At 64.0% G+C, this 11413-nt stretch carries 13 protein-coding genes; 6 read left to right on the top strand and 7 right to left on the bottom strand.

All coding sequences use genetic code 11. From position 1 onward, the window contains the following. The 3 genes from H5T60_06440 to H5T60_06430 form a co-directional block, all read left to right on the top strand. Positions 1–591: hypothetical protein (locus tag H5T60_06440; GenBank protein MBC7242066.1), on the top strand; the 591-nt coding region annotated here is incomplete at its 5' end. Positions 592–625: 34 nt separating this feature from the next. Next, the gene (locus H5T60_06435) at positions 626–1147 is read left to right on the top strand and encodes a (2Fe-2S)-binding protein (GenBank protein ID MBC7242065.1); all 522 of its coding nucleotides are present in this window, start codon (positions 626–628) and stop codon (positions 1145–1147) included. Continuing rightward, complete coding sequence (locus H5T60_06430) at positions 1144–3384, top strand: xanthine dehydrogenase family protein (GenBank protein MBC7242064.1); 2241 nt, start codon at positions 1144–1146, stop codon at positions 3382–3384. Before H5T60_06435 ends, H5T60_06430 begins: the two co-directional genes overlap by 4 nt. Before the next feature lie 50 nt (positions 3385–3434). Here H5T60_06430 and infA read toward each other — a convergent pair whose 3' ends face one another. Next, the gene (gene infA, locus H5T60_06425; GenBank protein ID MBC7242063.1) at positions 3435–3671 is read right to left on the bottom strand and encodes a translation initiation factor IF-1; all 237 of its coding nucleotides are present in this window, start codon (positions 3669–3671) and stop codon (positions 3435–3437) included. A 70-nt stretch (positions 3672–3741) separates the two neighbouring features. Beyond that, positions 3742–4887 carry a sigma-70 family RNA polymerase sigma factor gene (locus tag H5T60_06420; GenBank protein MBC7242062.1) on the bottom strand — a complete coding sequence of 382 codons (1146 nt, stop codon included), beginning with the start codon at positions 4885–4887 and terminating at the stop codon, positions 3742–3744. 497 nt (positions 4888–5384) lie between these two features. On the opposite strand from H5T60_06420, the gene H5T60_06415 reads away from it, so the two are divergent. From H5T60_06415 to H5T60_06405, 3 genes are read left to right on the top strand one after another with little or no spacing between them, the layout of a single operon-like run. Further along, on the top strand, positions 5385–6167 hold the full coding sequence (locus H5T60_06415; protein ID MBC7242061.1) for an ABC transporter ATP-binding protein: 783 nt from the start codon (positions 5385–5387) through the stop codon (positions 6165–6167). Between the two features lie 4 nt (positions 6168–6171). After that, positions 6172–7860: a hypothetical protein gene (locus H5T60_06410; protein MBC7242060.1), complete on the top strand. Its 1689-nt coding sequence runs from the start codon at positions 6172–6174 to the stop codon at positions 7858–7860. A gap of 45 nt (positions 7861–7905) precedes the next feature. Further along, a complete protein-coding gene (locus H5T60_06405) occupies positions 7906–8235 on the top strand; it encodes a heavy metal-binding domain-containing protein (protein ID MBC7242059.1) in 330 nt (109 codons plus the stop codon). 93 nt (positions 8236–8328) lie between these two features. On the opposite strand, the gene H5T60_06400 is transcribed toward H5T60_06405, so the two are convergent. From H5T60_06400 to H5T60_06380, 5 genes are all read right to left on the bottom strand, one after another. Next, entirely contained in the window at positions 8329–8532 is a 204-nt protein-coding gene (locus H5T60_06400; protein MBC7242058.1) for a hypothetical protein, read from the bottom strand. A 55-nt stretch (positions 8533–8587) separates the two neighbouring features. Beyond that, positions 8588–9106 (bottom strand): response regulator, encoded by a 519-nt coding sequence (locus H5T60_06395; protein ID MBC7242057.1) that lies wholly within the window; start codon positions 9104–9106, stop codon positions 8588–8590. 5 nt (positions 9107–9111) lie between these two features. After that, on the bottom strand, positions 9112–9330 hold the full coding sequence (locus tag H5T60_06390; GenBank protein MBC7242056.1) for a Franean1_4349 family RiPP: 219 nt from the start codon (positions 9328–9330) through the stop codon (positions 9112–9114). Between the two features lie 104 nt (positions 9331–9434). After that, a complete protein-coding gene (locus H5T60_06385) occupies positions 9435–9584 on the bottom strand; it encodes a hypothetical protein (protein MBC7242055.1) in 150 nt (49 codons plus the stop codon). Between the two features lie 196 nt (positions 9585–9780). Next, a partial coding sequence (locus H5T60_06380; protein ID MBC7242054.1) for a tetratricopeptide repeat protein occupies positions 9781–11413 on the bottom strand: 1633 nt, incomplete at its 5' end.

Here is an 11413-nt window from a genome sequence, read left to right as displayed (position 1 = left end):
ACGCCGACGGCCACGCGCCCGCCGGCGCCTACCGCCACACCCACCCCATCGCCCACGCCGGCCCCGCTGCGCACCGTCGAGATCCGTCTGCAGGCCGGCTGGAACCTGGTTTCCTTCAACGTCCAACCGGAGGACGAGCGCATTCCGGCCCTGACGGCGGAATTGGGCACGGCGCTGGAGGCCATCCTCAGCTTTCGCTGTGGCATGGGAGGCCTTTCCTATTATGCCGCCCTGCCGGCGGACATCAACAGCCTGCAGACACTGCAAGGCGGGCGCGGCTATTGGATCCGGATGCGGGAAGCGCGGACATGGCATATCACCGGCCAACCCATTCCCCCGGACGCGCCCATTTCCCTGTGCGCCGGCTGGAACCTGGCCGGCTACCTCCCCGAACGGGAAATCCCCTTGACCAACGCGCTGGCCTCCCTGGGCAGTACGGTGCAGGTCGTCCTGGGATATCATGACGGAGAAGCGCGCTCCTATTACGCCAATCTGCCGGCCGAACTGAACAGCCTGCAAACCATGCGGCCTGGTCACGGCTACTGGATATACGCCGGCCAGCCCGGCATCCTGACGTACCCCGGCCCTTGACGGCCGGCATCTTCCCCGTGGAGAAAGGGTCACCATGGCTACACTCCGCTTCATCTTAAATGGCAAGGACATCCAGGTGGAAAATGTAGAGCCGGCTACCCCCCTGGCGCGCCTCCTACGCGATCGGCTCGGCCTCATCGGCACCAAAATCGGCTGTGGCGAGGGCGAGTGCGGCGCCTGCACCGTGATCGTGGACGGCAAAGCGGTGGTCTCCTGCCTGTACCCGGCCTGGAAGGCCCAGGGCGCCCGGGTGGAGACCATCGAGGGCCTGAAGCAGGGCGACCAGCTCCATGTCCTCCAGCAATCCTTCGTGGATGCCAACGCCTCGCAGTGCGGGTACTGCACGCCGGGCTTCATCATGTCCGCCAAAGCCCTGCTGGACGCCCATCCGCGCCCGAGCCGGCAGGAGATCGTGGAGGCGATCCGGGGCAATCTATGCCGCTGTACCGGCTACTACCAGATCGTGGATGCCATCGAGCTGGCAGCGCGCCGGCTCGCCGACGAGGATAACGGCCCGCGCCCGGCGGAAGAAGGGCGGGGGAGGATCCTACCATGAACCGCTACATCGGCTCCAGCGTCGAACGCTACGACATCGGCACCAAGGTTGCCGGCAGTCGCAAGTATCCCCAGGACTTCAACATGGAAGGTCAGCTCTACGCCAAGGTGGTGTGGAGCGAGTACGCTCACGCCCGCATCCTCTCCATTGACACCAAGGCGGCGGAACAGGTGCCCGGCGTGATAGCGGTGTTCACGTACAAGGACGTGCCGGTCAATGAATATGGCATTTACCTGATGGACCAGCGGGTGCTGGCGCAGGACAAGGTCTACTCGGTGGGCGATCCGGTGGCCCTGGTGGTGGCGGAGAGCGAAACGATCGCGGCGCGGGCCGCCGGCCTGGTCAAGGTGTCCTACGAACCCCTGCCGGTGGTGACCGACGCCCGGCTGGCCATGCGCCCCGATTCCTCCCTGGTGCATGAGGAGCGCGGCACGAACGTCCTGTATCATATCCCCATCCGCGCCGGCAACATTGAGGAAGGATTCGCCAAAGCAGATGTGATTGTGGAAGGGAGTTATTACACCCCGCGCGTGGAGCACGCCTTCATGCAGCCGGAAGCCGGCCTCGGCTATATTGACGAACAGGGGCGGGTGACCGTCATCTGCGCCGCGCAGTGGCCGCACGATGACGTCCGCCAGATCGCCCATGCCCTTGCCCTGCCGGAAGAGCAGGTGCACGAGATCGTGCCGGCCATCGGCGGGGCTTTCGGCGGACGGGAGGACATCTCCCTCCAAATCCTGGTGGCGCTGGCGGCCTATAAGCTGCGCCGGCCGGTGAAGCTGGTCTACTCGCGCGCCGAATCCATGCGCGGCCACGGCAAGCGCCATCCCTTCTACATGCGCTACCGCACCGGCGCCACGCGCGATGGCTATCTCACCGCCGTGGAGGTGGAGTGCATCACCGACGCCGGCTCCGCCGCGTCCACCAGCATCCCCGTGCTCCAGAACGCCGCCAGCTTCCTGGCCGGCCCCTACTACGTGCCGCACGCCCGCATTGACGCCTATACCGTGTACACCAACAACATCTTCACTATGGCCATGCGCGGCTTCGGCGCCACCCAGCCGCCCTTCGGCTACGAGCTTCAGATGGATAAGCTGGCGGAAGCGCTGGGCATGGACCCGGTGGAAATCCGCATGCGCAACCTGCTGGAAGACGGCATGCGGGCGGTGACCGGCAACGTGATGCGCCACGGCACCGGCATCAAGAAGACGCTGGAAGAGGCGGCGCTGGCTGCCGGCTGGCACCGGACATCCGCCGGCTGGCAGAAGCCCAACCTGGGCGCGCCTTCCGCGCCCCACAAACGCCGCGGCATTGGCATCGCCTGCGGCTACAAAAACGTGGGGTACAGCTTTGGCTTTGATGACAAATCCGAGGCGCATGTGGAACTGCGCCTGGACTCCCAGGGACAGATCTCCCGGGTGCTCATCCGTATCGGCGCGGCCGAAGTGGGCCAGGGGGTGATGACCACCCTGGCGCAGATTGCCGCTGAGACGCTCGATGTGCCGGTCGAGAAAATCCGCCTATCCCTGATCGATACCGCGGTGGTGCCCAACGCCGGCTCCAGCTCCGCCTCGCGCCAGACCTACATGTCCGGCAACGCCGTCATGCGCGCCTGCCAGAAGGCCCTGGAGGCCTATCATGAGGCCCTGCGGGCGGAAGAGGGACAGGATGTCATCACCGCCTCATACACCTATCGCGCCCGGGAAGTGACACCCACCACCAACTATGACCCTGTGACGGGCCAGTGCGAGCCGCATATCAGCTACAGCTACGGCACCCAAGCCGCGATCGTGGAGGTGGATACCGAGACCGGCGAGGTGGAAATCCTGCGCATGGTGGCCTCGACGGATATCGGCAGGGTGATTCACCCGGCCAACGTGTTCGGGCAGGTCGCCGGCGGCATCCACATGGGGGTGGGCTTCGCCCTGACCGAGGAGTTCATCCAGCAGGAGGGGCAGATCATCACCCAGAGCTTCACGGGCTATCAGATCCCCACCATGCTGGACATGCCCCGTGAGCTGATCCACCGCAATGTGGAAATACCGGACCCCACCGGGCCGTTCGGGGCTACGGGCCTGGGGGAGACGCCCACCCTCCCGACGGCGCCGGCCATCATCAACGCCATCCACGATGCGGTGGGCGTATGGATAGACAGTTTGCCGGCGACGCCGGAAAAGGTGTACCGCGCCATGCGGGAGCTGGGGAAAAAGAATGCCAGGCACCGCCTAGGCGGATGACCTGGCCCGTGTGCATGATAATTGCGGGGAAATAGAGGTACGCGCCGGCGCTATCCCTCGCTGGGCTTCTTATAACGGTATGTGATGCGCCCGCGCGTCAAATCATACGGGGACATTTCCACGCGCACGCGGTCCCCGAGCAGTACCCGGATGTAGTACTTGCGCATGCGCCCGGACAGGTACGCCAGCACTTCATGGCCGGTGTCCAGCCGCACGCGGAACATGGTGTTCGGCAGAGCCTCGACCACCGTGCCTTCGACTTCGAGCTTCTCCTCCTGTTTCGCCATACCCCTCCTCACAGAATCAATTTGATGGCATGAAAAGGGGCGCGCAGGGAGACTGCGCGCCCCGCAATCATCACAGAAAATCGCGCAACTGCCGGCTGCGCCGCGGATGGCGCAGGCGGTTGAGAGCCTGTACCTCGATCTGGCGGATGCGCTCCCGCGTCAGCCCGAACTTGCGGCCCACCTCTTCTAAGGTGTAGTAGTGGCCGTCGTGCAGGCCGAAGCGCAGGCGCAGGACGCGGGCCTCGCGCGCCGGCAGTGTGTCCAACAGCTCCTCGATCTTTTCCCGCAGTAAGGCGCGGTCCACCGTCTCCGGCGGTGGGGGCGTGCTCTCGTCCTCGATGAAGCTGCCCAGCTCCGTCTCTTCCTCTTCACCGACCGGCTCCTCCAGGGAGAGGGTCCGGCGGGAGATGCGCAGCATCCAGCGCACCCGTTCCGGAGACAGATGCATCGCCTCGGCAAGCTCCTCGGGGGTCGCCGGCCGGCCCAGCTCCTGCTCCAACTGCCGGGCCACGCGGTACAGCATGCGGATGCTGTCGCCCATGTGCACCGGCAGGCGGATGGTGCGGCCCTGGTCGGACACCGCGCGGCTGATGGCCTGGCGGATCCACCAGGTGGCATACGTGCTTAACCGGTAGCCGCGTCGATAGTCAAAGCGCTCGACGGCGCGCATCAATCCCAGGTTGCCTTCCTGGATGAGGTCCGGCAGGGCCACGCCCTGGCCGATGTAGCGCTTGGCAATGCTGATGACCAGCCGCGTGTTGGCGCGGATGAGCTTCTGGCGGGCCTGCTCGCCGACGCGCACTATCCGCTCCAGCTCGGCGCGCCGCTGGGGGTCCATACCGTTGCGCTGTAACTCCCGCTGGGCACGCCGGCCTTCTTCCAGAAGGCGCGCCAGCTCCACCTCTTCCTCGGGGGTGAGCAGGGGCACGCGCCCCATTTCGTGGAAATAGAGGCCCATGGTATCGGTGGCCGGGATATTGCTCAGGTCGAAATCCTCCTCGGCCGGCCCGGCGCTGCTCTCCGTCTCACCCTCCGGCGCAAAGCCCATGCCGCTGTTCATGGCCTCCTCCTCATCGGAGAAGACCGGGATATTGCGCGCCTGGAGCTCGATAAACAGCTCCTCTAACTGGGCGAGGTCTTCCTCGGCCTCAGGGAAGAATTCCAGGATATCGTCAGTCGTGACGTAGCCGCGCTCAGCGGCTTTTTCCAGAAGCATGTTGAGCGGGCCGGCGAGCTCATCCCCCTCCGGCTCCTCCTCTGCCTCCGGTAGCACCTCTTCCAGCTCATCGTATTCAGTTGTCTCCGGCTCCGGCCACAGTTCGCGCGGCCGCTCTTCCAGGTACTTATTCGCCATAGTTCCCTACAGTTCCATCCCCTAGAATGGATCACCTGCGTGCCGATTTGGAGCGAACACAATGCCGCCTTTCGGCGGCATTGGCATATACTCACCAGATTGCCCCGGCGAATGTCACAGGTATGTTTTATTATAGCGCAAGGGCAAGCCATTTGTCAATTACTTTTCACAATTTTGTCAGGGAAATTTGGCCGGCGCCGGCATTCTCGCCGGCAAAGCCGGCCATTTCCGGCCAGGAAAGACGAACATTGTCGGCGAAATGTTCCAGAAAACGGGGCCTCCTTTCCACACCAGCGTAACTTGCCGGCTTCCGCAAACCAGGCTATAACACAATGGCGGTGTTCGGTCGTGTCCGTCCCATGCAGAAAGGAACACTTCCCATGATCCGCATCCAGGGCCTTACCAAGACTTTCGGCGATCTGCTCGCAGTCGACGACCTGCATCTCGAGGTACCCGCCGGCGAACTGTTCGGGTTCCTCGGCCCCAACGGCGCCGGCAAGACCACCACCATCCGCATGCTGGCCAGCCTCCTCCGCCCCACCGCCGGCGATGCCTGGGTCAACGGCTTCCACGTGGTCCACGACGCCATGGAGGTCAAGCGCTCCATCGGGTACCTGCCGGAGAACCCATTTTTGTACGATAAGCTCACTGGCAGGGAGTTTCTCCACTTCATCGCCGGCCTGCACCGCGTCCCCGAGCCAACACGCACCCACCAGATCGACCGTCTGCTGGAGCTGTTCGGCCTGACGGAACGCGCCGACGATCTGATCGAATCATACTCGCAGGGCATGCGCAAGAAGTTGGCTCTCTGCAGTGTACTGGTGCACCGGCCCAAGGTGCTCTTCCTGGATGAGCCCACCAACAGCCTGGACCCGCGCAGTGCCAGGCTGGTCAAGGATATCCTGCGGGAGCTCTGCCGGCAGGGCACCACCGTCTTCATGTCCACGCATATCCTGGAGATCGCCGAACAGATGTGCGAGCGGGTGGGCATTATCCATCAGGGCCGGCTGGTGGCGGTCGGGAGCCTGGAGGAACTGCGCGCCGGCGGAGGACGCGCCGACGCCAGCCTGGAAGAGCTGTTCATCGCCCTGACCGGCGGGCCGGAGGTCGCCGAGATCGCCGCCTATCTGCGCGAGGGATAAGGCCATGCTGGGTCTCCTGTTCCAGAGCAAATTCATCATCTGGAAGAACACCCTCTTCCGGGGCGGCATGCGGCGCGTGATTCCCCGCCTGGTATGGTACGGGCTTTCCGTGTACCTCTTTATCATGGTGGTGCAGGGCACACAGGAGTTCTTTTCCCTGGTGCTGGCGTTTTTCCCGGCCGGCGCCGGCGCACTGCTGAACACCTTCTTCGCCGGCCTGTTCACCATCGCCCTGTTCTGGGGCATCGGCACGAACCTGAACCAGCTTTTCCTGCGCTCCGACATGGAGCTTTTGCTTTCCCTGCCCATCGCGCGGCGCGACATCTTTCTGCTCAAGCTGGCGGAGGCCACTTGGTCGGTCCTGCTCGGTGGACTACTCGGAATGGCCGCCGGCATCGGCTTCGGCTGGGCCGCCGGCGCCCCCTGGCTCTATTACCCATGGCTGGGCATCGCCACCCTCCTCCTGCTGGCCATGCTGGTGTCCCTCTCGATGCTGTTGATCATGCTGGTGGTGCGGATACTGCCGGCGAAGCGGGCGCGCGACCTCTCCACCGTGCTGTTCACCCTCGTCTTCGGCGTGCTGTGGTTCGGCTGGATGATCCTCACCCAGCGCGATGAGCCGATGCAGGTGTTCATCCAGAATCAGGATGTGCTGGCGCGCCTGGGCCATACCCTGCGCTGGCTGCCCACAAGCTGGCTGACCGCTTCCCTGGAGGCGCTCTGCTATCGGGAATGGGGAGCCTTTCTCCTCAGCGCCGGCGCAGTGCTCGCCGGCGCCGGCGTGATGGTCGCTCTCACCTATCGGGTGTACGACGCTACCTTTTACCGCTCGTGGGCGGTGTTCCACGAGATGCGCCCGGCGGTGCGTCGGCCGACCACGGCACGCCGGCAGAAACAGCCCCTGCTGGCGCGCCTGTATCCCTGGCCGGCGCGCGAGATCGCGGTCAAGGATTGGGCCATCCTGCGGCGCGATCCCCGCTGGTTGAGCAGTCTCATCATGCCGCTCATCGTGGGCGCCTTCTATATCTACTGGCTGGGGTTTCAGCAGAAAGCGTCCCTGCCGCTCGGCGCTGAGTTCTGGGTGGCGACCCTGCTGTGCCCGTTCGTCGCCTGGTTCTTCGCCCTGTCGGTCAATGTGCCGGCCATCGGCGCGGAGGGGAAAAACATCGAGCTGGTGCGCTCCCTGCCGCTGTCCGCCGGCGCACTCATGGCGGCCAAGGCCGCTTCCACCGCGCCGTTCCTGCTGGCCATCGCGGTGATCGTCACGGCGGTGCTGGGAGCGCTCCTGCGCCTGCCGGCCCCCTGGTTCTGGCTGGCGCTGGTGCAGAACGGCGTGCTCGCCGTCCTCTTCGCGTTCGCCGGCGTCGCGGCCGGCAGTATTGACCCCCGCTTCCTGGCGGACCATCCGCGCCGTTCGGTGGGGGTCACCGGCACGTATCTCAGCCTGTTCCTGTTCGCGCTCCTGGCGGCGGCCCAGCTCGCCTTGAGCGCCGGCCTGATGATCGCTCTGGCGCCCGGGGATCCCACCAATCAGCTCGTGGTGACCCTGTGGACAACGGCCCTGCGGCTCCCGCCCTCGGTTCCGCTGATGCTGAGCGCGGCCGCCGGCATATACATCATCGCGTTAGGAGCTGTCGCCGCGGCCTGGGAGTACGGCCGGCGGCGTTTGGAACGCTGGCAGCCGGGTGATTGAGCATCCCGTATCCCAAATCTCACAAGGAGGAGACCGATGAAGGACATGATTATCACCACCACGCCCACCCTGGAGGGCAAGCCCATCGTGGAGTACCTGGGGCTGGTGAGTGGGGAAGCCATCCTGGGCGCCAACATTTTCCGTGACTTTTTGGCCGGCATCCGGGACATCGTGGGCGGCCGCTCTGCGGCGTACGAAGAGGAACTGCGCAAGGCCAAGGACATCGCCCTGACAGAGATGGCCGAGCAGGCGCGGGCACTGGGTGCCAATGCGGTAGTGGGGGTGGACCTGGATTACGAGACCATCCAGCTCGGTTCTAGCGGTACCATGCTGATGGTCAGCGCCAGCGGCACCGCCGTACGCTATCAGGCATAAGCGGGGAAAACAACAGCACCTCCCTGGCCCCACGTGCCCGCCGGCACACGCGGCCGCGGAGGTGCTGTCCCTCCCACCCTGTGGATTGGAAAACTATTCTCCAGCCTCTTGGTGCTCCATGCCGGGGCGCACCAGCGTCACCCGGTTGTCCTGAGCGTAGGTCCTCAGCCGCCAGCCCTGTTCCCATACCCATTTCAGGGGTTTGCCGCTCAGATCCGGAGCGTCAGCAGAATATACGATAACTTCTCGCGCCTGGGGGTCGAAGTACAACCAGGCGCGCACATATTGTGAGGCCATATCACCTCTCCAGGCCGGCACCGGGCCGGATATCTATCACGGACAGCGATCAGGCTTACCGACGCTGGACGACGATGGGACGGGGATTATCTCTGCACGGCATCCCCACGCCATCGGCAAGCCGAAGCAGTTCCATCCGCAGACGGGCATCGACAAAGACAGGCGTCTGGACCGTTTGTTCCACCAGCTCGATGAACTGGCTCACATCAAATGGTTTGAACAGATACGGCCGGCCCGTCCGGCTCAGGAACTGCAGAGACTCCTTGGAAGCAATATCTCCTGTGCAGAACAGGAACCGCTCTGCCAGTGGAGGGCATACCCGCTGGATCAGGTCGAACAGCACTGTGCCCGAGAGCCGCGGCATGCGCAGGTTGCAGATCACCAGACCGATCGGCAAACGCGCAAGATGCGTAAGCGCTTCCTCCCCGTCGCACGCCTCGACGGTCGAGTAACCACGCTCACGCAAAATGCGCCCCATCAGGGCCCGTATATCGGGCTCATCATCGACGATCAGGATAACTGGCTGGGTGCCCGCCCGTGTTTGCGACAGTGCAGGGAAGGGGGTATGGGGCATGGGCATCATCCATACACGCGATCCCCGGTTTGCGCAATCCACCTCGCTAACTGAAGGGCGAACTGCTCAATGCTGTTGGCCTCGATGCTGGCAATGGCCTCTTTTTCCTCGCGGGTGAGATCAAACCCGTTCAAGGCCGACCAGGGATCGCTTAAGAGTGTTTGTCGGAAGTTCTCGTCGATGACCGCCGTCCCGATCAGGGTGGACAACGTCTTTGCCGTCATGGGATTGCCTCCTCTCGCTCGCGGGCTGGGATGCAAGCGGGTGAGCGATTCCATCATCGCCGGCCCTCTTCGCTGCACCGCGTCAGGGCCTTGCCGTCACCCAATCATCCACCCGCGCCGCCGCCGCCAACACCCACCGCATCCGGCGCGCCGGCGCCCAGCACCAGGGCAATCAGCACCAGCACCAGATACAGGACACGAGCACTGCGGGCATTCAGCAGACGATACAGTGCGACTTTGTGCGTGGCTTTCATCTTACCCACCTCCATCATGATTTGAAGCGAATGATTTCCCATCACCTTCGTGTGCCGCTTGCTTCAACCGCTTACACCCCATATCATACTGATGAGGGATTACAAAACCCCTTACAGATTGGGGCAGTCCGGCACCAATTTCCTGGGATGGGACGATTCGGGGCGGGGAAAAGAGAGGCCGGCAGTGCTGTGCCGGCTAAAAATCCAGGGAGAGATCGGAGGCGCGTCTTGCTATCCGTTCATAAAGGGCTGTGGTCTCGGGTTCTGGATCCGCACCTTGCTGTCGCTGAAGCGACCGGACCAGGGAGCGATAGTGCTTCATGGCGGCGGAGCGCTGGCCCAGTTTGGCCTGGCAGAACATCACCAGACGGTGGGCTTCCTCATCGAAAGCGTCCAGGGCGAGCATCTGCTGGCCGTACTGTAAGGCCTGCTCCCATTCCTGTCGGCGGAGGTGATACCGGACCACCTCCCGCAACAGCGCATCGCAGGTGTAGGTGAGCTCATGCCGGCGGATACTGATCCATTCCATGTCTGGCAGGTCCGCGCAAAACTCCCCTCGCACCAGCTTCAGCGCTTCCACGCGCAGTTGATGGGCTTCGTCCAGCCGGCCCTGTCGCTGATGTGTTTCCGCTTCCTTCAACAAGCGCTCGAATTCCCATAGGTCACACCAGATAGTCAGCTCCCGGTTCAGAGAATACATATCCTCGGCGGAAAGGATGATCTCCGGGATGGACAGCGCCCGGCGCAGGCGGTGCAGGGTAACATAGAACGAGCCGGCCGCCCGCTCCATGGTAGAGTCCGGCCAGAACAGCGCGGCCACGTGATCCCGCGTGTCCTGCCCATGCACGATAAAGTAGCAAAATAATTGGCGGGCTTTCACGGACTGCCATGCTTTATCGGGTATCTCCTGATCGCCGAGGAACACACGGGTCTTGCCCAGCAGATAGACCCGCAGGGGCAAGAGGGCGGCCGGCGGCGCCGTTTCCGTGCTTTCCTTTTCTCCCACACTCACCGGCCCTACACCGGCCATCTCCGCCAGGACCGCGATGAGCCGGCCGCCCACCTGCCGAGCCGCGGCATATTCCAGCACAGGGCGAGCGATGCGGGCATCCACCTGCAAAAAATGGTACTGTCCCAGGTCCAGCAGGGCGTCGGCAAGCTGTTCCAGCGTCCGCAGGGCCTCATCGATTCGACCCGCACGGAAATACGCCATGGCCAGATGAAGCAGGGCGCGCGTGCGGTCTTGTTCGGCACTGCCGGCCCGCAGGGATTCCTCTGCCTGGCACAGGAGGTCAATCGCCCGGGGGTGCCGGCCCAGCTCGGAGTAGATGGTCCCCAGGATGATCTGATATATGGCGGCCTCGCGCTGAGCATGCTGTTCTTTGGCGCGTTCAAAGGCTTCGCGCGCCAACTGCAGGGCCTGGGCCGTATTCCCCTGCAGTAAATAGGCCATCGCCTCGACACCCATCAGATAACTCTTCAGGAAGGTGTCGCCGGCGCGCTCCGCCAGCTCCTCGCTTTCCTGGTACGCTTGCATGGCTTTCTCAGCCTCACCCAGCGCCAGATGGGCATCGCCGATGCCGGCCAGGATGAAGCCGCTCAGGCGGTCGGAGGCCGCCTCGCGCGCCCGCCGCAGGGCCATGGAGAAAATGTCCAGGGCCTTCTGATATTCCCCCTGATGATGGTACGTAACCCCGATACTGTTGAGCACGGTGGCCATCCCCAGGGGATTGCCGACCCTCTCCCAGATGGCCAGCGCCTCCTCGAAATGGTGACGGGCACCGGCCATATTGCCGGCGGCACGCAGGAGCACCCCCAGGTCGCTGTGA

It is taken from the genome of Anaerolineae bacterium (assembly GCA_014360855.1).
Taxonomy (GTDB): domain Bacteria; phylum Chloroflexota; class Anaerolineae; order JACIWP01; family JACIWP01; genus JACIWP01.
The sequence above is the reverse complement of the archived record's forward strand: the minus strand, read 5'-3'. Positions and strand labels throughout refer to the sequence as shown.

Coding starts and splice junctions, on each gene's coding strand:
- infA (MBC7242063.1), bottom strand. CDS start 3,671: ATGGCGAAACAGGAGGAGAAGCTCGAAGTCGAAGGCACGGTGGTCGAG.
- H5T60_06390 (MBC7242056.1), bottom strand. CDS start 9,330: ATGACGGCAAAGACGTTGTCCACCCTGATCGGGACGGCGGTCATCGAC.
- H5T60_06420 (MBC7242062.1), bottom strand. CDS start 4,887: ATGCTTCTGGAAAAAGCCGCTGAGCGCGGCTACGTCACGACTGACGAT.
- H5T60_06415 (MBC7242061.1), top strand. CDS start 5,385: ATGCAGAAAGGAACACTTCCCATGATCCGCATCCAGGGCCTTACCAAG.
- H5T60_06405 (MBC7242059.1), top strand. CDS start 7,906: ATGATTATCACCACCACGCCCACCCTGGAGGGCAAGCCCATCGTGGAG.
- H5T60_06430 (MBC7242064.1), top strand. CDS start 1,144: ATGAACCGCTACATCGGCTCCAGCGTCGAACGCTACGACATCGGCACC.
- H5T60_06410 (MBC7242060.1), top strand. CDS start 6,172: ATGCTGGGTCTCCTGTTCCAGAGCAAATTCATCATCTGGAAGAACACC.
- H5T60_06385 (MBC7242055.1), bottom strand. CDS start 9,584: ATGAAAGCCACGCACAAAGTCGCACTGTATCGTCTGCTGAATGCCCGC.
- H5T60_06395 (MBC7242057.1), bottom strand. CDS start 9,106: ATGCCCCATACCCCCTTCCCTGCACTGTCGCAAACACGGGCGGGCACC.
- H5T60_06435 (MBC7242065.1), top strand. CDS start 626: ATGGCTACACTCCGCTTCATCTTAAATGGCAAGGACATCCAGGTGGAA.
- H5T60_06400 (MBC7242058.1), bottom strand. CDS start 8,532: ATGGCCTCACAATATGTGCGCGCCTGGTTGTACTTCGACCCCCAGGCG.